This is a genomic window from Polaromonas sp. P1_F2 (assembly GCF_056405735.1).
On the sequence record NZ_JBFUBN010000010.1, the window covers coordinates 110,647 to 130,811 of the forward strand.

18 protein-coding genes are annotated in these 20,165 nt (G+C 65.6%); 7 read left to right on the forward strand and 11 right to left on the reverse strand.

Annotation, left to right across the window (positions count from 1 at the left end):
• Positions 1 to 17 precede the first annotated feature (17 nt).
• The 6 genes from glyS to AC1D0O_RS19045 all read right to left on the reverse strand — a co-directional run bounded on the left by glyS (position 18) and on the right by AC1D0O_RS19045 (position 6,269).
• The gene (gene glyS / locus AC1D0O_RS19020) at positions 18 to 2,123 is read right to left on the reverse strand and encodes a glycine--tRNA ligase subunit beta (protein ID WP_477655054.1); all 2,106 of its coding nucleotides are present in this window, start codon (positions 2,121 to 2,123) and stop codon (positions 18 to 20) included.
• Positions 2,120 to 3,544, reverse strand: coding sequence for a tetratricopeptide repeat protein (locus AC1D0O_RS19025; protein ID WP_477655055.1), 1,425 nt, complete (start codon positions 3,542 to 3,544; stop codon positions 2,120 to 2,122). The genes glyS and AC1D0O_RS19025 overlap by 4 nt, the downstream gene beginning before the upstream one ends.
• Positions 3,545 to 3,547: 3 nt before the next feature.
• Positions 3,548 to 3,754 (reverse strand): hypothetical protein, encoded by a 207-nt coding sequence (locus AC1D0O_RS19030; protein ID WP_477655056.1) that lies wholly within the window; start codon positions 3,752 to 3,754, stop codon positions 3,548 to 3,550.
• A complete protein-coding gene (locus tag AC1D0O_RS19035) occupies positions 3,751 to 4,380 on the reverse strand; it encodes a metal-dependent hydrolase (RefSeq protein ID WP_477655057.1) in 630 nt (209 codons plus the stop codon). Before AC1D0O_RS19035 ends, AC1D0O_RS19030 begins: the two co-directional genes overlap by 4 nt.
• The gene (gene glyQ, locus AC1D0O_RS19040) at positions 4,313 to 5,233 is read right to left on the reverse strand and encodes a glycine--tRNA ligase subunit alpha (protein ID WP_477655058.1); all 921 of its coding nucleotides are present in this window, start codon (positions 5,231 to 5,233) and stop codon (positions 4,313 to 4,315) included. Before glyQ ends, AC1D0O_RS19035 begins: the two co-directional genes overlap by 68 nt.
• 82 nt (positions 5,234 to 5,315) lie before the next feature.
• A complete protein-coding gene (locus tag AC1D0O_RS19045; protein ID WP_477655059.1) occupies positions 5,316 to 6,269 on the reverse strand; it encodes a LysR family transcriptional regulator in 954 nt (317 codons plus the stop codon).
• A 160-nt stretch (positions 6,270 to 6,429) separates the two neighbouring features.
• Here AC1D0O_RS19045 and AC1D0O_RS19050 point away from each other — a divergent pair, with 160 nt between their 5' ends.
• Positions 6,430 to 7,212 (forward strand): SDR family oxidoreductase, encoded by a 783-nt coding sequence (locus AC1D0O_RS19050; protein ID WP_477655060.1) that lies wholly within the window; start codon positions 6,430 to 6,432, stop codon positions 7,210 to 7,212.
• A 99-nt stretch (positions 7,213 to 7,311) separates the two neighbouring features.
• Here the strand turns inward: AC1D0O_RS19050 and AC1D0O_RS19055 are convergent, their stop codons facing one another.
• Entirely contained in the window at positions 7,312 to 8,400 is a 1,089-nt protein-coding gene (locus tag AC1D0O_RS19055; protein ID WP_477655061.1) for a type II asparaginase, read from the reverse strand.
• A gap of 238 nt (positions 8,401 to 8,638) precedes the next feature.
• Here AC1D0O_RS19055 and AC1D0O_RS19060 point away from each other — a divergent pair, with 238 nt between their 5' ends.
• Complete coding sequence (locus AC1D0O_RS19060; protein WP_477655062.1) at positions 8,639 to 9,547, forward strand: LysR family transcriptional regulator; 909 nt, start codon at positions 8,639 to 8,641, stop codon at positions 9,545 to 9,547.
• A gap of 132 nt (positions 9,548 to 9,679) precedes the next feature.
• On the opposite strand, the gene lnt is transcribed toward AC1D0O_RS19060, so the two are convergent.
• From lnt to AC1D0O_RS19075, 3 genes are all read right to left on the reverse strand, one after another.
• Positions 9,680 to 11,290: an apolipoprotein N-acyltransferase gene (lnt, locus tag AC1D0O_RS19065; protein ID WP_477655063.1), complete on the reverse strand. Its 1,611-nt coding sequence runs from the start codon at positions 11,288 to 11,290 to the stop codon at positions 9,680 to 9,682.
• A gap of 56 nt (positions 11,291 to 11,346) precedes the next feature.
• Positions 11,347 to 12,129: an HlyC/CorC family transporter gene (locus AC1D0O_RS19070; protein ID WP_436156001.1), complete on the reverse strand. Its 783-nt coding sequence runs from the start codon at positions 12,127 to 12,129 to the stop codon at positions 11,347 to 11,349.
• Positions 12,130 to 12,407: 278 nt separating this feature from the next.
• Entirely contained in the window at positions 12,408 to 13,976 is a 1,569-nt protein-coding gene (locus AC1D0O_RS19075; RefSeq protein ID WP_477655064.1) for a B12-binding domain-containing radical SAM protein, read from the reverse strand.
• A gap of 114 nt (positions 13,977 to 14,090) precedes the next feature.
• Here AC1D0O_RS19075 and AC1D0O_RS19080 point away from each other — a divergent pair, with 114 nt between their 5' ends.
• The 5 genes from AC1D0O_RS19080 (at position 14,091) to AC1D0O_RS19100 (ending at position 19,831) form a co-directional block, all read left to right on the forward strand.
• Positions 14,091 to 16,274: a protein-disulfide reductase DsbD family protein gene (locus tag AC1D0O_RS19080; protein WP_477655065.1), complete on the forward strand. Its 2,184-nt coding sequence runs from the start codon at positions 14,091 to 14,093 to the stop codon at positions 16,272 to 16,274.
• Positions 16,275 to 16,307: 33 nt separating this feature from the next.
• Positions 16,308 to 16,973: a thioredoxin family protein gene (locus AC1D0O_RS19085; protein ID WP_477655066.1), complete on the forward strand. Its 666-nt coding sequence runs from the start codon at positions 16,308 to 16,310 to the stop codon at positions 16,971 to 16,973.
• 22 nt (positions 16,974 to 16,995) lie between these two features.
• Entirely contained in the window at positions 16,996 to 17,460 is a 465-nt protein-coding gene (locus AC1D0O_RS19090) for a CoA-binding protein (RefSeq protein ID WP_477655067.1), read from the forward strand.
• A gap of 68 nt (positions 17,461 to 17,528) precedes the next feature.
• Entirely contained in the window at positions 17,529 to 18,320 is a 792-nt protein-coding gene (locus AC1D0O_RS19095; protein ID WP_477655068.1) for a hypothetical protein, read from the forward strand.
• Between the two features lie 176 nt (positions 18,321 to 18,496).
• Positions 18,497 to 19,831, forward strand: a complete 1,335-nt coding sequence (locus AC1D0O_RS19100; protein ID WP_477655069.1) for a class I SAM-dependent methyltransferase — start codon at positions 18,497 to 18,499, stop codon at positions 19,829 to 19,831.
• Between the two features lie 7 nt (positions 19,832 to 19,838).
• Here the strand turns inward: AC1D0O_RS19100 and AC1D0O_RS19105 are convergent, their stop codons facing one another.
• On the reverse strand, positions 19,839 to 20,135 hold the full coding sequence (locus AC1D0O_RS19105) for a hypothetical protein (protein ID WP_477655070.1): 297 nt from the start codon (positions 20,133 to 20,135) through the stop codon (positions 19,839 to 19,841).
• Positions 20,136 to 20,165: the final 30 nt, after the last annotated feature.

Genomic DNA, 20,165 nt, shown 5'->3' on the forward strand with positions numbered 1-20,165 from the left:
GTGTTGCCTTTAAAAACTCAGGAGGCCAACTTGGAGAGGTCGGCCACGCGATTCATGGCCTGGTGCAAAGTGGCCAGCAGCCCCAGCCGGTTCGCGCGCAGCGCCGGGTCTTCAGCATTGACCATCACGCCGTCGAAGAAGGCATCGACCGGTGCTTTCAGGGCGGCCAGCGCCTGCAGCGAGGCGGCGTAATCGCCGGAGGCAAAAGCCGCTTCGGCCTTGGGGCCGACGGCCTTCAATGCGTCGGCGAGCGATTTCTCGGCGGCTTCCTGCAGCAGTTCAGGCTTGATGGCGGCCTCGACAGTGCCTTCGGCCTTCTTGAGGATGTTGCCGACGCGCTTGTTGGCGGCCGCGAGGGCCGGCGCTTCGGGCAGCGCGGCAAAGGCGCGCACGGCCGCCAGGCGCTTGGCGACGTCGCCCAGGCGCTGGGGTTTGAGCGCCAGCACGGCGTCGACTTCCTGCGCGCTATAGCCTTGCTCACGCAGGGAGCCGGCGAGGCGGTCGTAGATGAAGTCAACCAGCGGGGCGGAGGCATCCTGGATCTTGTCGCCGAACACCGGCTGGGCACTTTTGACCAGTTCGGCCAGGCCAAGCGGCAGGTCTTTTTCGACCAGCATGCGGATCACACCGAGTGCATGGCGGCGCAGCGCGAAGGGATCCTTGTCGCCGGTCGGCAGGTTGCCGATGCCGAACATGCCGACCAGGGTTTCGAGCTTGTCTGCCAGCGCGACGATCACACCGACGCTGTTGCGGGGCAGCTCGTCGCCGGCAAAGCGCGGTTTGTAATGGTCCTCGATCGCATCGGCCACATCGGCACCTAGGCCATCATTGAGCGCGTAGTAGCGGCCCATGGTGCCCTGCAGTTCAGGGAACTCGCCGACCATGTCGGTCACCAGGTCAGTCTTGGCGAGTTCGGCGGCGCGCTGCACGTCGGCAACCCGTCCAACGTCGATGCGGTTGGCGATAGCCTCGGCTATCGCGCGCACGCGCTGCGTGCGCTCGCCCTGCGTGCCCAGCTTGTTGTGATAAACCACCTTGCCCAGGCCTTCGACGCGCGAGGCCAAGGTTTTCTTGCGGTCCTGGTCGAAGAAGAACTTGGCGTCGGCCAGGCGCGGGCGCACCACACGCTCGTTGCCGCCGACCACCGCACTCGCATCCGTTGGGCTGATGTTGCTGACGACCAGGAACTTGTTGGTCAGCTTGCCGGCGGCATCGAGCAGCGGGAAGTATTTCTGGTTGGCCTTCATCGTGAGGATCAGGCATTCCTGTGGCACGCCCAGGAATTCTTTTTCGAACTCGCAGACCAGCACGTTGGGGCGCTCGACCAGCGCGGTCACTTCGTCGAGCAGCGCGTCGTCTTCAATCGCCTTGACGCCGCCGCCGACCTTGGCCGCGGCTGCCGCCAGCTGGCGCGCGATCTCGGCCTTGCGCTCGATAAAGCCGGCAATCACCGCACCGTCTTTTTGCAGCGTTGCGGCATAGCTGTCGGCGTCTTTCAGCAGCACCGGGTCCACCGCGGCTTCAAAGCGGTGGCCGTGCGTGCTGTTGCCGGCCTTCAGGCCCAGCGCTTCGATGGCGACCACCGTGCTGCCGTGCAGCGCAACCAGGCCGTGGGCCGGGCGCACAAACTTCACATCGCTCCAGCCGTCAGCCAGCTGGTAGGTCATGACCTTGGGAATCGGCAGTTTGGCGATGGCTTCAAGCAAGGCTTTTTGCAAGCCCTCGGCCAGCGTCGCGCCCTTGACGGTGCTGTCGTAAAACAGCGCCTCGGCCTTGCCGTCGGGCGCGCGCTTGAGGCCGGCCACGGCCGACGCATCGGCGCCCAGGGCCTGCAGCTTTTTGAGCAGCGCCGGTGTGGCATTGCCGGACGCATCCAGGCCCACCGCCACTGGCATGAGTTTTTGCGAAACAGCTTTGTCGGCAGCCTGGGCCGCAACCGCGGTGACATGCGCGGCCAGCCGGCGCGGAGAGGCAAATGCGGTGAGCATCGAATCAGCTGCCGTGAGGCCCTGGGCTTTGAGTTGCTCGAATAGCACGCCGGCAAAGGCATCGCCCAGCTTATTCAGCGCCTTCGGGGGCAGCTCTTCAACAAACAGTTCAACAAGCAGGCTTTGGGTGGTCATAGTGAGATTGTGCACAGGCGGGGTGCCTGCGCGGTTTCGTAGATTCGGGTGGTTTCGGAGGTAGCGCTCATGTCGACCAGCGCAAGCGCGGTCGCAAGCATCGACTTGCCAATTTTCTCGGTCTGCGCGGTTACGCGCGCGACCTGCTCGGGCGGTGGCGCAACGCGGGTGCCCAATCGCGGCCGGATTTCGTCCTGGATCGCCTCGCCGATGCGAAACTGGAACTCTAGCTGGTAATACAGCCAGCCGGGGTCGGTGGGATGTGCCCCCGCCAGGCGTTGCATGTGTTGGAGTGCGTCACCATAAACCGCCACGGCGGCGTCAGTTCGCCCGGCGTTGAGGTGATCGTCGGCGATCTGCAGGTAGCTGCTGCGCAGATCCATCTGGGCGTCGATACTGGCGGGATCACGCTCCACTATGGCCGTGCGCAACCGCAGGGCCTCCCGCAGCAACTGGGCGCCAACGTCGCTTTTACCCTTGTTGCTTTCAAACACACCAGCGCTGGCGCGGTTGTGCGCCAGATCGCGTTGCCATACAAGGTTGGCGGGGTCGCGTTGCACCAGCTTCTTGTGGATTTCAAAGCCAGCCTGGTACGCGTCGCGTGCTTGGCCGACGTTGACGACGATGTGGAACATCTCGCCCAGTCGGTCGTAGTTCAGCGCAAGTTCGTGCTGCAGTGCGGCGTTGGAGGGAGCCTCCTCGGCCAGCTTTTCTCGCAGTTCGAGCTCGGCGATTTTGGCGGCGCGTGCCGGTTTTTCTCCACCCATGCCGAATTGCACGGAGCCCAGGCCCCGGTACAGGTCCGCAAGGTCATGCCGCCACGCACTGTTGGCGTGATCTTTCGCGACAAGGCTTTTTTGCAGATCGACGGCTTTTTGGTGCAGATCGCGGCTTGTGGCCCACACACCTGACACTTCAGCCAGGCGCGAATACGACATCGCCAGATCACGCTGCCACGCGGCCTGCCCGGGATCGCCAGCGAGCAGCTTTTCGAGGATCGCAACCGCAGAAGTAAAAGATGCCCGCGCCGCCTGCCGGGCTGTCGCGGCGCCAGTCTCATCGGGCGCCGCATCACGAGCGCCACCGGGCCGAACCAGGCTCACAGGGAGCTTGACGATGGCTTGCAGCAAATCCTTTCGACGCGCATCCGCCGGCGCTTCTTCTACATTGCGTCCTGCGGCATTCCGTGCATGCAGGTAACCCGCCTCATACGGATAACGCAACAACGCAAGGTCGCCCCGGCATGCTTGAGCCTTCCCGGTGCGCATGTGTCCCAGAGCCATTTCGTACTGCGCCTGCCGATTGGGCTTGGCGTCGAGTTGCACCGGAGATTGCACCTGCGGCTGTGCAGCCGAAGGCACGGCAGCACCGAGCATGGCAAGCCCCGCCAGCGTTGCGCTTGTCAACAGTATTGACTTCATGGGTCAGGCGGCCTTCGTCGGCATCTGTTCTACCCATCGACGCGGCGCGAAGTAACCACTTTGCGCCAAGTTGCGGATGCGGCCAATGCAGGGCGCATGGCCCGTCACACCGATGGCGCCACGCGCGCGCAGCAAGTTGCAGCTGTGAGCGGCCTTGAACAGCGGCTCCTCGACAAACAGTTCAACAAGAATATTTTGAGAACCGTTCATTGTTTTTTTCGGGAATGTCGGAGCGCAAAAATTGCCAGGGCCGCGGCCATCAGCGGGAGCCAGATGGTTTTGACCTCGTTGAGCAGCACGTCGGCGCCGCGCTGCGTGAAAAATCGGGAAAAGGAGACGGGCGAAACTTCAACCGGCCGCCAGGGGCTGAAAAACCGCTGCTCGGAAAACGGCCAGTAAAGCGGGATGGCCACGCCGCCGTTGGTCAGGGTATCCAGCACAGGATGCGAAAACGTGCAAAGCGCTATCCACGCATAGCCTTGCCAGGGCGGCAATTTCCAGTACCGCGCCAGCCACCCACCGATCAGGCCGGCGGCGAGCGCAAAGCCCAGGGTATGGGTGAAGCCGCGATGCCCCCAGATACCACCGTAATGGATGCCGAGCTTGAACGCGACGCCGTCAAAGTCGGGAAGGATGGCCGCCACCATGCCCGCCAACAACATGGTGGGCGGTATCCGCTTGCTGCCCATCGCCACCGCGGCGGCAATAGGGACGGCAATATGGGAAAAGATGGTCGGCATCGGGTGGTGCGGCGTGCGGCGTGAAACCTCAGGCGGCCTTCTTGGGCATCTGCTCGACCCACTCGCGCGGCGCCATCGGAAAGCCCAGGCGCTCACGGCTTTCGTAATAGCTTTGCGCCACTGCGCGGGCCAGGTTGCGGATGCGGCCTATGTAGGCGGCGCGTTCGGTCACGCTGATGGCGCCGCGCGCGTCCAGCAGATTGAAGCTGTGCGCGGCCTTGAGCACCTGCTCGTAGGCCGGCAGGGCCAGTTGCACCTCGATCAGGTGCTTTGCCTGTTTTTCATGCGCCGTGAAGGCGGTGAACAGGAAATCGGCGTCGCTGTGCTCGAAGTTGTAGGTGGACTGCTCAATCTCGTTTTGTTTGTAGACGTCGCCGTAGCTCAGTTTCGAGCCGTCGGCGCCTTCGGTCCAGACCAGGTTGTAGACGTTGTCCACGCCCTGCAGGTACATGGCCAGGCGCTCCAGGCCGTAGGTGATTTCGCCGGTCGCGGGTTTGCAGTCGATGCCGCCGACCTGCTGGAAGTAGGTGAACTGCGTGACTTCCATGCCGTTGAGCCAGACTTCCCAGCCCAGGCCCCAGGCGCCCAGCGTGGGGTTTTCCCAATCGTCCTCGACGAAGCGGATGTCGTTTTTCTTCAGGTCAAAGCCCAGGGCCTCAAGCGAGCCGAGGTAAAGCTCCAGGATGTTGGCGGGCGCGGGCTTGAGCACGACCTGGTACTGGTAATAGTGCTGCAGGCGATTCGGGTTCTCGCCGTAGCGGCCGTCCTTGGGGCGGCGGCTGGGCTGCACATAAGCGGCTTTCCAGGGCTCGGGGCCCAGCGCTCGCAGAAAGGTCGCGGTGTGCGAGGTGCCGGCGCCGACCTCCATGTCATAGGGCTGCAGCAGCGCGCAGCCCTGGGCGTCCCAGTAGGACTGCAGCTTCAAGATGATTTGCTGGAAAGTAAGCATAGAAGTGGGTTGAGGGCAAAAGCACGGCGCCTGTGGAGGCGCCGGGAAGGCCAGGCCGCACCGGGCGGCTGTGCCAAAGCGGTCATTTTACGCGGCGACGGCGCGCGGGCGCCGCGGCAGTTGCCTCGGGCGGCACATACCAGGCGGGCCCGGCCTTGAAGGCCTCGGCCAGGAAATCCACCATCACGCGGACCTTGGCGCTCAGGTGGCGGCGGCTCGGGTAGACGGCCAGCACGTCGATGTCGGGCATGCGGTAGCCCGGCAACAGCGGCAGCAGGCGTCCCGCGCGCAGGTCCTCACCGACCAGGAAAGCCGGCTGCCAGATGATGCCCTGCCCGGCCAGGGCCGCCTCGCGCGCCGTGTCGCCGTTGTTGGCATGCATGACGTAGTTGACCCTGACCTGGTGCGGGCGCGCCTGTTCGTCGACAAAGTGCCATTCATTGGCGGTGGCGGCATAGGTGTAGCCCAGGCAGCGGTGCGCCGCGAGGTCGGCGGGCACCCGCGGCGTGCCATGCTGTTGGAGGTAGGCGGGCGCGGCGCAGACGACGTTGCAGGAGGTGGCCAGCTTGCGCGCCGCATGGGTGGCCGGGCCGGTGCGCGAGATGCGGATGGCCAGGTCGTAACCCTCTTCCACGATGTCAACCACGCGGTCGCTGAGCGCGATGTCGAGCTCCACGTCCGGGTAGCTTTGCATGAAGCGCGGCCACAACGGCGCCAGCTGGCGTATGCCGAAGCTCACGGGCGCGTTGATGCGCAGGCGCCCGCGCGGCTGCAGGGTGGCCGACGAGGCCAGCGCCTCGGCGTCGGCGACCTCCTCGAGGATGGACTTGCTGCGCTCGTACAGCGCCTCGCCGCTTTCGGTGAGCGAGAGCTTGCGCGAGCTGCGGTTGAGCAGGCGCGTGCCCAGATGGCCCTCAAGTTCGTTGATGTAGCGCGTGACGTTGGCCGGCGAGGTGTCCAGCGCATCGGCCGCGCGCGTAAAACTGCCGCGCCCCACGACGGCGGCAAACACTTCAAAGGCACGCAAACGGTCCATGGCGGCTCCCTTCGTTCCCGATGTTCATAAAACCTGAATGATTAAAACACTTTTCAGGCCTTTTTCTCATAGAACGTAAACCGTACATTGAACCCATCGGCAGGCGAACAACACAGCCGACCCGGAAGTTTTTATCAACTCACTCGAACAGGACACTGAAATGACCACGCAAACGACCTCCTCACTTTCCACCGCAAAACGCTTTGACAACAAGACCGTGCTCGTCACCGGCGGCAACAGCGGCATCGGCCTGGCCACCGCACTGCAATTCGCCGGGCAAGGCGCCCGGGTCGTCATCACCGGCCGCGACCAGGCGTCGCTGGACAAGGCCAAAGCCCAACTGGGCACAGGCGCCATCGCCCTGCGCAACGACGCAGGGGCCAGCGGCTCGGCCAAGGCGCTGGCCGGCGCGCTGCGCGAGCAGGGCATCACGCTGGACGCGGTCTTCATCAACGCCGGCATCGCCAAATTCGCACCGCTCGAAAGCGTGGACGAAGCGCTGTGGGACCAGACCTTCAACGTCAACGTGAAGGGCGCCTACTTCGCGATCCAGGCGCTGTCGCCGCTGCTGAACACGGGTGCGGCCGTCATCCTGAACGGTTCCATCAATGCCCATATCGGCATGCCCAACTCCAGCGTCTATGCCGCCAGCAAGGCCGCGCTGATTTCGCTGGCCAAGACGCTGTCGGCCGAACTGGTGGTGCGCGGCATCCGCGTCAACGTGGTGAGCCCCGGCCCGGTGCAAACGCCGCTGTACGGCAAGCTCGGCGTGCCGGCCGACCAGCTGGACGCGCTGGCCGCCGGCATCCAGGCGCAAGTGCCGGTCAAGCGCTTCGGCACGCCCGACGAGGTGGCCGGCGCCGTGGTCTACCTGTCGTCGCCGGAAGCCGCGTTTATCGTGGGCACGGAACTCATCGTGGACGGCGGCATGAGCCAGCTCTAAGCTCTAAGCTCTAAGCTCTGAGCGCTACGCACTCTCCGCGCCAATGAAAAAGGGCGATGCCGTTGCCGGCACCGCCCTTTTTCTCTATGCCACGAGGGCTCAGTACTGCCAGAAGATGCGCTGCAGTTCCTTGCTGTCGACGTTCTTCGTCAAGGCCACGGCCGCCAGGATGCGGGCCTTCTGCGGGTTCAGGTCGTGCGCGACCACCCAGTCGTATTTGTCGTCGGGCTGCTCGGCGTTGCGCAGCACAAAACCTTCAGGCACGCGCGAGGAGCGCACGACCTGGATGCCTTTGGCGCGAACTTCCTGCAGCGCGGGAACCACGCGGTCGGCGACCGAGCCGTTGCCGGTGCCGCCATGAATCAGGGCCTTGATGGCGGTCTTGCCAACAGAGTCCACCGCGGAGCGCGGCACATTGCCGTAGCCGTAGACGATGTCGACCGGCGCGAGCGCCTCGAATTCATCGATGTTGAATTCGGACTGGGCGGTGTGGCGTTTCACGGGCGCGCGGAACCAGTAATTCTGGCCTTCCACCACCATGCCCAGCGGGCCCCACTGGCTCTTGAAGGCCTCGGTCTTGATGTTGATGGTCTTGGTGACATCACGGCCGCTTTGCAGCTCGTCGTTCATGGTGACCAGCACGCCCTTGCCGGCCGCGTCCTTGCTGGCGGCCACGCTCACGGCGTTGAACAGGTTCAGCGCGCCGTCGGCCGACAGGGCCGTGCCCGGGCGCATGGAGCCGACCACCACGATGGGCTTGCTGGTGCGGATCACGAGGTTCAGGAAGTAGGCGGTTTCTTCCAGCGTGTCGGTGCCGTGGGTGACGACGATGCCGTCCACGTCGGCCTGCTTGACCAGCGCCGAGATGCGTTTGCCCAGCTTCATGAGGTTGTCGTTGGTGAAGCTCTCGGAGGCGATCTGCGAGACCTGCTCGCCCTTGACGTTGGCCACATTGGCCAGCTCGGGCAGGCCGGCCAGCAGCTTGTCGACCGGCACTTTCGCGGCGGCGTAGGTGGCGCTGTTCAGGGCCGAGGCGCCGGCGCCGGCAATCGTGCCGCCGGTGGCCAGGATGACGACGTTGGGCTTGCCGGCGGTTTGCGCCAGCACGGAGGCCGGTACGCCCAGCGCGGTGAAGGCGGCGATGCCGAGCCCGGCGCCTATTTTGAGGAGGGTGGAGGTAATTTGCATGAGGTATTCCAGGAAAAGTGAAATTGTTCTGCCGGACCGCGGCAGGCGCAGGACACCCCGTGAAAGGTGTCCATGCGCAGGGCCCGCGCCCCGATGTCTCCTCCGGCGCCAGGGCCAAAGGTGGCTCATCGTAGCCACGCCGCCGGGATGCGGCGATGCATAATGTAACGAGGGGTGTGACTAAAACTCACACCCTCCGGCAGCAGGCCTTCTTGCCGCGCCGTCACCCGGCAGAACGATGAACCTCAGGCAACTCGAAGTCTTCCAGGCCGTCATGCAGACGGGCAACATGAGCGCCGCCGCGCGGTTGATCTGCATCACGCCATCGGCCGTCAGCAAGACCATTGCCCACACTGAACTGCAGCTGGGCTACAAGCTGTTCACGCGCGGCAAGGGCACGCTGGCGCCCACGCCGGAAGCGCGCGTGCTGTTCGAAGAATCCACCCTGATCCACCAGAAGCTGGATGGGCTCAAGCGCATCGCCGTGAACCTGCGCCAGGCGGCCGACGGCCAGGTGCGGCTGGCGGCCATCCCGTCCATCAGCCACGAATTTTTACCCCTGGTGCTGGAGCGCCACATGGCGCGGCACCCGCGCGTGCGCGTCGAGGTGCGCACGCTGCACCAGGACCAGATGGTGCAGGCCCTGCTGACCCGCGGCGTCGACTTCGCGCTGGGGTTTTACGAACACCCGCACCCGCTGCTGACCAGCACCACGCTGGTGAGCGGGCCGCTCTACCTGGCGGTCACGCGCGAGATCTGGCTGCGCGCCGTGCGGGCGCGGCGGCAAAACCCCATGTCTTTCCTGGCCAGCATGCCGCTGATACGCCTGGTGGGTGAAGACCCGATGTGCCAGTCCATCGACGAACTCGCTCGCCACCTGGGCCTGAGCGCCCCGGCCGGCCTGCAGGTGCAGACCTCGCGGCTGGCGCTGGAACTGGTCAAGCGCGGCATGGGCTGGACGGTGGTGGACTTCCTCACGGCCAGCAACCTGGACCCGGCCTCGCTGACGGCGGTGCCGCTGCATGAGTTCGCCCATGCGCCGCTGCAGATGTATTTCGCCACCAGCACGCCGCCGGGGCAGGATGCTCTGCGCATGATTGACATGCTGCCGGACTTACTCCACGGCGTGATGGCATCAACGCACTGAGCACATCTAGCTCACCGTAGCACCCTCCGGGCCAGCAGGGGCCGCGGAACTGGCTTTGCCAGGCCGCTGGCGCCGCCCCTGGAAGGGGGAAGGCGCTACACGCAGTGAGCGTCCGACGGGGTGGGCTAGTTTCTAGCGGCGACGGAACAGAAGCGCCAATACGGCGATGCCGAGTCCCAGCCCCCACAGCGGCCACATCCCGTAGCGCGACACCCAGGCGGCATAGGGCGTGATGCCGTTGCGGCCCTCGACCTCGCCGACCAGTGCGCCGCGCGTGTGGCGCTCCAGCGAGTGCGTGACCTTGCCGGTGTGGTCGATGATGACGGTGGCGCCGGTGTTGGTGGCGCGGATCATGGGGCGGCTGAACTCGAGCGCGCGCATGCGCGAGATCTGCAGGTGCTGGTCTATGGCCACGGTGTTGCCGAACCAGGCGATGTTGCTGACGTTGACAAAAATCGTGGGTGCCAGCGCCGGGTCGGCGAAACGCGCGCCCAGCTCTTCGCCGAACAAGTCCTCGTAACAGATGTTGGGCGCCAGCCGCTGGCCTTTCCATTCAAAGGAAGCCTGGCCGACCGCGCCGCGGTTGAAGTCGCCCAGCGGGATCCGCATCATGTTGATGAACCAGCGAAAGCCCGGCGGAACGAATTCACCGAAAGGCACCAGGTGGTGTTTGTCAAAGCGGTAGGGCTCGGGCTGCCCGGGCTTGAAGCCGACCACCGAGTTGGCATAGCCGGCCTGCGGGCTGCCCACGGGGATGCCCACCAGCGCCGCCTGCTGGCCGGAGGCAAAGCGCGACTGCAGCGCCCGCCAGTAGCCCTCGGGCAACTGCATGGGCAGCAGGGGGATGGCGGTTTCGGGCGCCACCACCAGCGGCGTCTTCGCGTCGCGCAGCTGCTGGCCGTACCAGTTCAGCGCGGTGGCCACGCCGGTGCCGCTCTGGAATTTTTCGTTCTGCGGGATATTGCCCTGCAGCAGCGTGACCTGCAGCGGCTCCCCGGCCGCAGTGGAGCCCGCCTCCCCCGGCAGGGCGCTTTGCACCGGCAGGTAGGACAGGACGAAGCAAGCCGCCACGATGGCAATCGCGGTCGCCCACTGCATGCGGGAGGCGCGCATGGCCATGGCCAGCCAGGCGGCGGCCAGCGCCGCCAGGAAGGTGATACCGTGCACGCCCACCAGGGCGGCCAGCGGCCTGGCCCAGCCGTCCACATGGGCGTAGCCGCCCTCACCCCACGGGAAGCCGGTGAAAAATTCGACGCGGGCCAGTTCGGCCAGCAGCCACAGCGCGGCGAACACCAGGGCGCGCGGCAGCTTGCGGCGCGGCGCCAGACGCACAAACAGCGCGCCCGCCGCCGCGTAGTACAGCGACAGAAAGGCCGCGAGCAGCACCACGGCCAGCACCGTCAGCGGCGCGGCCAGCCCGCCGTAGTAATGGATGGAGATGAACAGCCACCAGAAAGTGCTGCACAGCATGGCCGTGCCGAAGGCGACGCCCAGCCAGGCGGCGCGCTTCAAGGAGCGGCAGCTGTCGATCTGCGCGGCGAACAGGAACATCGCCAACAACTGCATGCCCCCCAGAGGTTGGCCCTGCACGAAGGCGAAATCAAACGGCCAGGCCATGCTGGCGGCATGCAGGCAACCGGCAATCAGGACCATGGCCAGCTGGAAGGGGGAAAAGCCCTTGCGCGGCGGCAGGTTGCGCGCGTGCTCAAGCAAGGCGGGCAGCGTCGGCAGGTGGGACATCATGCTGTGAATCGAGTCCCGTGCCATATATCGCCCTCTTCTTTATTGTGTGTGTGTCGTCAGACGCCGGCGGAGGCCGGCGATACCTTGAACCAGCGCACCGCACCACCCTTGGTGTGCAGCACCGTGAATTGCAGCCCCGCCAGCGCGTAGTGTTCGCCGCGCTTGGGCACATGGCCCATCTCGTGCGCCACCAGGCCGCCTATGGTGTCGAAGTCGGTTTCGGGCAGCGTCACGCCGAAAGCCTCGTTGACGCGCTCTATCGAGGTGTCGCCGCTGACGCGGTAAGTGTGGTCGGTCAGGCCGAAGATGTCGCCGTCGTCCTCGGCGATGTCGAATTCGTCCTCGATCTCGCCGACGATCTGCTCGAGCACGTCTTCAATCGTGATGAGGCCGGCGACGCGGCCGAATTCGTCGATCACGATGGCCAGGTGGTTGCGGTTGCCACGGAATTCGCGCAGCAGGTCGTTCAGGCCCTTGCTTTCCGGCACGAAGACGGCGGGGCGCAGCAGGGCCTTGATGTTAAGTTCGGGCGCGCGCTGCAGCTTGAGCAAATCCTTGGCCATCAGGATGCCGAGGATGTTTTCCTTTTCGCCCTCGTAGACGGGAAAGCGCGAGTGGGCGGTGTCTATCACCAGGTGCAGCAGCTCGTCGAAGGGCGCGTCGATATTGATCACGTCCATGCGCGGCGCGGCCACCATGACGTCGCCGGCCGTCATGTCGGCCATGCGGATCACGCCCTCGAGCATTTCACGGCTCTGGGCGCCAATAACGTCATTGTCCTGGGCCTCCACCAGGGTTTCGATCAACTCGTCTTTCGAGTCGGGACCGGGGTGGAGCATTTCAGCGAGCTTTTGCAGAAAACCTCGCTTGTCTTCCGGCCTGGAAGACCGACTGGGGGGAACGTCGGACACGTGATGGCGGTCGGTAGTTGTGAAGGGGCTAAGGATAGCTGAAATCTTTGACACTGAGGGGGATGGGATACGAGGGACCGGATTTAAAAGCATTTTCCGCGCCAGCCTATCGCATCTGGGCTTCCTCAGCTATTGATTTGATAGCGAGCCGATGCTTTTCCGGGCCCGACGAAACCTTTGGTTGTATTGGGCGGCCCGCACAAAGCTCAGGCTGCGGCGGCAGCCTTGCGAATCTCCTGGCTCACATGCCGTCCCTGCCGCTCGGCGCCCTGTCGTCCGGTCCGCAAGGGCGCCGCGGCCCGCACCGCCCCCAGCGCACCGGCCAGGCACTGCGGCCGACCGCGCGCGCCGCTAGCCAGGTAATCCGCGAGCAGCGCATCGCGAGCCTCTTTCCCGGCCAGGCCGCGCACCTCCGTGAGGTGCTCAAACAGCAGGTCCACGAGTTTTTCCAGTGCGAACTCATGCGTCTTGGCCGTGGTCGCCCACAGCCAGTCGCTGAAATGCAAGAAGTTGCCAAAAGCCGAACCCGGCGCCAGCAGCAGCTGGAGCGCCCGCGCGAAGCGGCCGGAGTTCGCGACCATCTCCCAGTAGCGCGCAAAACGGTTGATGCGCTGCATGGTGGCGAAATCGATCGTGGAGTTCTGCAAGATGGTGTACGGCGTCTGCGGGTCGTAGGCCATGGCGAAGGCCTCGGTGTGCCGCGTGATCGGCGTGCCGCGCAGGCGCTTCAGGATGCCGAACTGGATTTCATGCGGCGCCAGTTCATGCAGGCGGTCAAAGCCCTGGGCAAAACTTTCCAGGGTTTCGCCGGGCAGGCCGAAGATCAGGTCGGCGTGCACATGGGCCCGGCTTTCGTTCACCAGCCAGCGCAGGTTGTCGGCGGTCTTGCCGTTGTCCTGCTTGCGCGAGATGCGCTGCTGCACCTCGGGGTTGAAGCTCTGGATGCCGACTTCAAACTGCAGCGAGCCCGCAGGGAACTGCGCGATCAGGGCTTTAAGGCGCTCGGGCAGACTGTCGGGCACGACCTCAAAATGCACAAACAGGTCGGGCGCCATCCGGTCGAGGAAGAACTGCAGGATGCGCACCGAGTTCTCGACCTTGAGGTTGAAGGTGCGGTCGACAAACTTGAAGTTGCGCGCGCCGCGCTGGTACAGCGTGTCCATTTCCGCCATGAAAACCTCGAGGTCGAAGGCCCAGGCGGTCTTGTCGAGCGAGCTCAGGCAGAACTCGCACTTGAAGGGGCAGCCACGCGAGGCCTCGACGTAGAGCAGGCGCTTGGCCAGGTCTTGGTCGGTGTAGTCGCCGTAAGGCAGGGCCAGCGCCTCCAGCGGCGGCTGTTCGCCGGCGATCACTTTCATGAGCGGCTGGGGGCCATCAAGCAGCGCGCGGCACAGCTTGGGAAAACTCACGTCGCCCCAGCCGGTGACCACGTGGTCGGCCAGGCGGCAGATCTCCTGTTCGCCGGTCTCGTAGCTGACCTCGGGCCCGCCCAGCACGATTTTGATATCGGGCCGCAAGGCCTTGAGCAGGCGCACCACCTGGGTGGTCTCGACCACGTTCCATATATAGATACCCAGGCCTATCACCTCGGGCTGCAGCGCCAGCAGCTCTTCGACGATCTGGGTGGGCCGCTGCTGGATCACGAATTCGCGCAGCTGTGTGGCTTCGCGCAGGCCGGGCCCGCCGTGTTTATCCATATTCGCCAACAGGTAGCGCAGGCCCAGCGAGGCGTGGATGTACTTCGCGTTGAGGGTGGCCAGGACAATACGGGGCATGACCCTATTATCGGAGTTGGCTCCAAAACCGGCTGTAATCACGGGGCCGGCAGGCGGATCCAGCGCCACCCGCCCCAGGAACTAATGCCCCCACCGCCCGCTCACACTCCCACCATGCATTTCAAGCGCCCTCTGTTCGCCGCCTTTGCCGCTACGCTTTTGATAGCTCTGGGCGCAATACCCATGGTGGCTGGCGCCCAGAATGTGCCTTTGAATCTGCCCGGAAAAAGCAGCCGCGGCGCGGCCGCCAGCGTGGTCACCACCGACCAGGTGCGGGCTGAACTGCTGGCCTGGGCGCCCGAGGGCGTGGAGCCCGGCAAGCCGGTCTGGGTGGGCCTGCAGCTCACGCACCAGCCCGAGTGGCACACCTACTGGAAGAATTCGGGCGACTCGGGCCTGCCCACGCAGCTCGACTGGCAGTTGCCGGCCGGCATCGATGCCGGCGAGATCGCCTGGCCGACCCCGAAAAAAATCCCTATCGGCACGCTGGCCAACTACGGCTACGAAAAAACCGTGTTGCTGCCGGTGCCGCTGACGGTGGCGCCCGGCTTTGCCGGCAGCCAGCTCGAAGTGAAGCTCAAGGCCGCCTGGCTGGTGTGCCGCAAGGAATGCATCCCGCAGGAAGGCGACTTCGCGCTGAGCATCCCGGTGCGCAGCTCGACCGCCGCCAGCAGCCAGATGTTCAAGGACACTTTCGCCGCCACGCCCAAGGCGCTGCCCGCCGGCGCCAGCCAGGTCGAAGTCGGCGGCGGCAAGGCCATCAGGATTTCCCTGGCCGGCCTGCCCGCCGCGCTGCAGGGCAAGACGCTGGCGCTCTACCCCGAGACCGGCAGCGTGATCGAACCCGCGGCCGCCTGGCAGCAAGCCTGGCAAGGTGCGGTGTGGACGGCCGAGGTGCCGCTGTCCGGCCAGCGCACCGAAAGCCCGGCCAGCATGCCGCTGGTGGTGGCCCTCGAGAACGCCGCCTATCGCATAGACGCGCCGGTCAAAGGCGCCTGGCCCGCGCCTGCGGCCGCGGCCGTGGTGCCGCCCGCGCTCGAAGCGGCGCTGCGCGCCAATGCCTCGGCCGGTGCGACGCCGCTGCAAACCAGCGCGGCGCCCGTGGGCCTGATCGCCGCGCTGCTGGGCGCCCTGCTCGGCGGGCTGGTGCTCAACCTCATGCCCTGCGTGTTCCCGGTGCTGGCCATCAAGGTCGTGGGCTTTGTGCAGGTGAAGGACTCCGCCACGCGCCTGACGACCGGCCTGGCCTATACCGTGGGCGTGGTGCTGTCCTTCCTGGCGCTGGGCGCGCTGCTGCTGGGCCTGCGCGCCGCGGGCGAGCAGTTGGGCTGGGGCTTTCAGCTGCAGAACCCGGCCGTGGTCGCGCTGATGGCCGCCCTGTTCACGCTGCTGGGCCTGAACCTCGCGGGCCTGTTTGAATTCGGCAACCTGCTGCCCGGCCGGCTCGCGGGCTGGCAGGCCAAGAACCCGACCGTCAATGCGTTTTTGTCGGGCGTACTGGCCACGGCCATCGCCTCGCCCTGCACCGCGCCTTTCATGGGCGCCTCACTCGGTTATGCCGTGGGCTTGCCGGCCCTCGAAGCGCTGGCGATTTTTGCGGCCCTGGGCGTGGGCATGGCCCTGCCCTATCTGGCGGCCAGCGCCATCCCCGCCGTCGCGCGTGCGCTGCCGCGCCCCGGCCCCTGGATGCTGACCTTCAAGCAGCTGATGGCCTTCCCGATGTTCGCCACCGTCGCCTGGCTGGTCTGGGTGCTGGGCCAGCAAAGCGGGGTGGACGGCGCGGGCGCGCTGCTGGCCTTGCTGGTGTTGATGGCGCTGGTGATCTGGGCCTTCACGCTGCGCGGCACGCCGCGCACCTTGCTGGCGGCTTTCTCCCTCGCGCTGGGCGCATGGGGCCTGTGGTCCATGGGCCCGAACATCACCCGGCCGGTGGCCATCGCGTCGGCCGCACCAGTCGCCGGCGGCTGGCTGGCCTGGGAGCCGGGCCGGGTTGACCAGCTCGCCGCGCAAGGGCAAAGTGTGTTCGTGGACTTCACCGCCGCCTGGTGCGTGACCTGCCAGTACAACAAGAAGACCACGCTGTCGAATGCCACGGTGCTGGCCGACATCCAGGCGAAAAACGTGGCGCTGCTGCGCGCCGACTGGACGCGGCGCGACCCGGCCGTGACGGCGGCGCTGGCCCAGCTGGGCCGCAACGGCGTGCCGGTCTACGTGATCTACAAGCCCGGCCGCGCGCCCGTCGTGATGTCGGAGATCCTGTCGGTGGATGAGGTAAGGGCCGAGCTGGCCAAGCTGTGATGTTGTCTATTTCTTCTTTCAAGGAGTCAAGCCATGAATGATCAAGCACGCTCTGCGCGGCCATTGAACCGCCGCCATTTTTCCGGCGCCCTGGCCGCCGCGCCCTGGCTGGCCACGGCCGCGCTGTCCCCACTTTCCGCCCGGGCCGCTTCCGCAGCCGCCGTGGGCCAGGCGGCACCCGACTTTTCCGCCATGGACACCTCCGGCAAGACGCATCGCCTGAGCGACTACAAAGGCAAGCTGGTGGTGCTGGAATGGACCAACCCGGGCTGCCCTTTTGTACGCAAGCACTACAGCGGCAACATGCAGGCCCTGCAAAAAGAATTCACCGGCAAGGGCGTGGTGTGGCTGGCCGTCAATTCCACCGAAGCCGGCAGCGGCGACTACCTGGCGCCCGCCAGGCTCGCCGGCTGGATGACCGGGAAACAGGGCCAGCCCAGCGCCACGCTGATGGACGAATCGGGCCAGCTCGGCCAGCTCTACGGCGCCAAGACCACGCCGCACATGTACATCATCAGCCCGCAAGGCCAACTGGTCTATGCCGGCGGCATCGACAGCATTCCTTCGGCCCGCGTGGACGACATCAAGACCGCCACCAACTACGTGCGCCAGGGCCTGACGGAAGCGCTGGGCGGCAAGCCGCTGAGCGTGGCGAGCAGCCGTGCGTATGGCTGCTCGGTCAAATACAAGGACGCTTAAACATCTCCTGCAAAGGCCCGCCATGACTTCCCTGCCCTCTGCCGAACGCATGCCCCACATCCTGAACCATTACCGCAACATCGCGGTGGTGGGCCTGTCGCCCCATCCGCACCGCGCCAGTTTTGACGTGGCTCGCTACATGCAAGCCAACGGCTACCGCATCATCCCGGTGAACCCCAACGCCACCGAGGTGCTCGGCGAAAAAGCCTATGCCTCGCTGACCGAGGCCGCGCGCCACGAAAAAATCGAACTGGTGAACTGCTTTCGCAACAGCGCCGACATTCCGCCCGTGGTCGACGAGGCCATCGCCATAGGCGCCAAGGCGGTCTGGATGCAGCTGGGCATCAGCAATCCGGCCGCGGCGGCCAAAGCCGAGGCCGCCGGCCTGCTGGTGGTGCAGGACCACTGCATCAAGATAGACCACCGGGTGCTGCAGTCGCGCGGCCTGCTGGACACGGCGGCTCGCACGGGCGCGGCTTCGGCCTGAGCTTGCGCCTCACCAAGGCCCGGGAAAGCCATGCTTGCGCGGCCGGGCGCGGCCGCTGAGAATGCGCCATGTCCCTGCGCACGGCAACCACCTTCCCTCCCACCCCTGCCGCCCCCGCCGTTCCGCCTTCGCTTTTTTTCTTCTTCCGCCTTTCGCTGCTGCTGGCCCTCGCGGCACTGGCCGGTTGCGCCGGCCCGGCGCCCATACACAGAGGTGAAGCCCAGGCCGCGCCCATGGCCGCCAGCGAGGTGGGCCAGTCGGACGTGAACCGCATGGCCACGCTGGGCATGCGGGACAACCTTGAAAGCCTGCTGCGCCTGGCCGATAAGCTGTACCGCCGCAACCCGGCCGAATGGCGAAAGACCAGCACCGTCAGCCGCGACGCGGCCCTGGCCCAGCTGCGCGTGGCCGTCGATACACGCACACCCTGGCCGGAGCTGCAGGGCCGGCGCGACATCGCGGCGCTGTCGCTGGCCCTGGGCCCGGATTTCAAGGGCGACCGCGTGGCCGCCTTCATCTACGCCAGCGCCGACATGGTGGTCACGGCCCACGGCGGAAAAACCAGCTTCTACCTGACCGACAGCCTGGACGCGCAGTACATCTACAACGCCGCGCGCAACATCGAGATTGCCGTCTGGATGCTGTCGAATCGCCGCAATGCCGCGGGCCAGCCCCTGCTGCTGGCCGACGAGATCACCGAGCGCGAACGCAACCTGAGCTTCGAGCGCGAGTTCGGCAAGGTCATAGGCCGGCTGGATTTGCTGGCCTCGGTGCTGACCGAGAAATACAGGCGTGCCGTGATCACTTATGTCCAGAACCTCTTGGGCGGTACGTTCCTCCAGTTCTTGCCCGTCAGGTAAGAGCAGTAGGCACACCCCCTTCTCGGCTCACTGCGTGTAGCCGGATCCCCCCTTGCAGGGGGGCGACACCTACGGCCCGGCAAAGCCGGTTCCGTGCTGTCACTTGGTTTGGAACGCCAGGCCCAGGCTGCAGCCGGAGACAATACGTCTTTGCAGCTAATTTCTGGAATATCTCCATGCCCGACAACTACCTGCCCGAGGTCCGAAACCAGTACGAGGCCCTGCCTTACCCGCCTTGCGACCCGCAGGACGACCGCAAGCGCCTGGTGCTGACCTGGCTGGAAGACCTGCCCATGATCAACCACTACTGCTTCGCCGGAAAGCAGTCCTTCCAGAAGGGCTTCCGGGCGCTGGTGGCCGGTGGCGGCACGGGTGACGCTACGATTTTCCTGGCCGAGCAACTGCGCCACACCGATGCCCAAGTGGTGCACCTGGACATGAGCGAGGCCAGCATCGCACTGGCCAAAGAGCGCGCGCAGATCCGCGGGCTGGTCAACATCACCTGGGTGCACGATTCGCTGCTGAACCTGCCGGCGCTGGCGGCGCAGCTTGGCAAATTCGACTACATCAACTGCAGCGGCGTGCTGCACCACCTGGCCGATCCCGACCTGGGCTTCAAGGCGCTCATGAGCGTGCTCAAAGAAGGCGGCGCCATCGGGCTGATGGTCTATGCCACCACGGGCCGCATCGGCGTCTACCAGATGCAAGCGCTGATGCGCATGGTCAACGGCGGCGAGACCGATGCACAGCGCAAGATCGCCAACACCCGCGACATCCTGGCCAGCCTGCCGCCGGGCAACTGGTTCAAGCGCAGCGAAGAGCTGCACCACGACCACAAGGCCGGGGACGCCGGCATCTACGACTTGCTGCTGCATTCGCAGGACCGCTCGTACAGTGTGGGCGAGCTGTTCGACTGGCTGGGAGACGGAGGCGCCGGTGGCAAGGGCAGCCACGGCATGCACCTGGCCTTCAGCGACGTGCAGCGCGGCCGCTCACCTTACCTGCCACACATGGTGCTGGGCAGCAAGCCGCCGGCCATGGCTGCGGCGCTGCGCAAGCTGCCGCTGAGGCAGCAGTACGAAATGGCCGAGCTGATGGGCGGCAACATCATCACGCATTCGCTGTACCTGACGCGCGATGCAGCCTGCACCGCGCCATACGGCGATCCCGATTACGTGCCTTTTTTCTACCACGAGCCTTTGACAGGCGAGATCGCGGCGCAGGTGTTCGGCAACAGCCGCGGCCAGCCCTTCATGCTCAGGCACCAGCATTCGGGTGTTTCCGTGATGGTCAACCCGGGCAAGTACGGCGCGAAGATCCTGGGCCTGATAGACGGCCGCCGCAGCTTCGGCGAGATCTTCGAGCAGTTCCGCGCGGCCTGGCAGGGTAAGGCCGCCGCGCCCGACAACGCCACGCTGTTCGCCGACTTCGCCGAATCCTATGAGACGCTGAACGCACTGGAGCGCCTGCTGCTCAGGCACGTTTCGGTGGGCGTCCCGGCCGCGAAATAAAGCCACCTCAGGCGGCGGAACTCCACAGGTCGGCGCTTGGTGAGGGCTGATCCGCCAGCAAATCCACGACCACCACCAGTTCACCGCCGAAGCGGCCTATGCCCAGGCCGCTCATGAGCTTCTGCTCTTCCTCCTCCGAAGCCATGCGCACGAAGCACAGGGCCTGCTGCTTGCCGGCATGGGCGGCCGGCACGATGTTGAGCTGCGTGACCGAGCCGAAGCGGCTACACAGGGTCCCCAAGACGGTTTGCAGGGTGGCGATATCAGGGCATTGCTGCAACTGGTCAAGTTCGAGAGGGCTCATGGGTCCTTGCCTGGAATAAAAACACGGGAA

What these genes read in the sequence shown, in the direction of transcription:
- glyS (WP_477655054.1), bottom strand. Translation starts at nt 2,123, where the DNA reads ATGACCACCCAAAGCCTGCTTGTTGAACTGTTTGTTGAAGAGCTGCCC.
- AC1D0O_RS19025 (WP_477655055.1), bottom strand. Translation starts at nt 3,544, where the DNA reads ATGAAGTCAATACTGTTGACAAGCGCAACGCTGGCGGGGCTTGCCATG.
- AC1D0O_RS19030 (WP_477655056.1), bottom strand. Translation starts at nt 3,754, where the DNA reads ATGAACGGTTCTCAAAATATTCTTGTTGAACTGTTTGTCGAGGAGCCG.
- glyQ (WP_477655058.1), bottom strand. Translation starts at nt 5,233, where the DNA reads ATGCTTACTTTCCAGCAAATCATCTTGAAGCTGCAGTCCTACTGGGAC.
- AC1D0O_RS19045 (WP_477655059.1), bottom strand. Translation starts at nt 6,269, where the DNA reads ATGGACCGTTTGCGTGCCTTTGAAGTGTTTGCCGCCGTCGTGGGGCGC.
- AC1D0O_RS19050 (WP_477655060.1), top strand. Translation starts at nt 6,430, where the DNA reads ATGACCACGCAAACGACCTCCTCACTTTCCACCGCAAAACGCTTTGAC.
- AC1D0O_RS19055 (WP_477655061.1), bottom strand. Translation starts at nt 8,400, where the DNA reads ATGCAAATTACCTCCACCCTCCTCAAAATAGGCGCCGGGCTCGGCATC.
- AC1D0O_RS19060 (WP_477655062.1), top strand. Translation starts at nt 8,639, where the DNA reads ATGAACCTCAGGCAACTCGAAGTCTTCCAGGCCGTCATGCAGACGGGC.
- lnt (WP_477655063.1), bottom strand. Translation starts at nt 11,290, where the DNA reads ATGATGTCCCACCTGCCGACGCTGCCCGCCTTGCTTGAGCACGCGCGC.
- AC1D0O_RS19070 (WP_436156001.1), bottom strand. Translation starts at nt 12,129, where the DNA reads ATGCTCCACCCCGGTCCCGACTCGAAAGACGAGTTGATCGAAACCCTG.
- AC1D0O_RS19075 (WP_477655064.1), bottom strand. Translation starts at nt 13,976, where the DNA reads ATGCCCCGTATTGTCCTGGCCACCCTCAACGCGAAGTACATCCACGCC.
- AC1D0O_RS19080 (WP_477655065.1), top strand. Translation starts at nt 14,091, where the DNA reads ATGCATTTCAAGCGCCCTCTGTTCGCCGCCTTTGCCGCTACGCTTTTG.
- AC1D0O_RS19085 (WP_477655066.1), top strand. Translation starts at nt 16,308, where the DNA reads ATGAATGATCAAGCACGCTCTGCGCGGCCATTGAACCGCCGCCATTTT.
- AC1D0O_RS19090 (WP_477655067.1), top strand. Translation starts at nt 16,996, where the DNA reads ATGACTTCCCTGCCCTCTGCCGAACGCATGCCCCACATCCTGAACCAT.
- AC1D0O_RS19095 (WP_477655068.1), top strand. Translation starts at nt 17,529, where the DNA reads ATGTCCCTGCGCACGGCAACCACCTTCCCTCCCACCCCTGCCGCCCCC.
- AC1D0O_RS19100 (WP_477655069.1), top strand. Translation starts at nt 18,497, where the DNA reads ATGCCCGACAACTACCTGCCCGAGGTCCGAAACCAGTACGAGGCCCTG.
- AC1D0O_RS19105 (WP_477655070.1), bottom strand. Translation starts at nt 20,135, where the DNA reads ATGAGCCCTCTCGAACTTGACCAGTTGCAGCAATGCCCTGATATCGCC.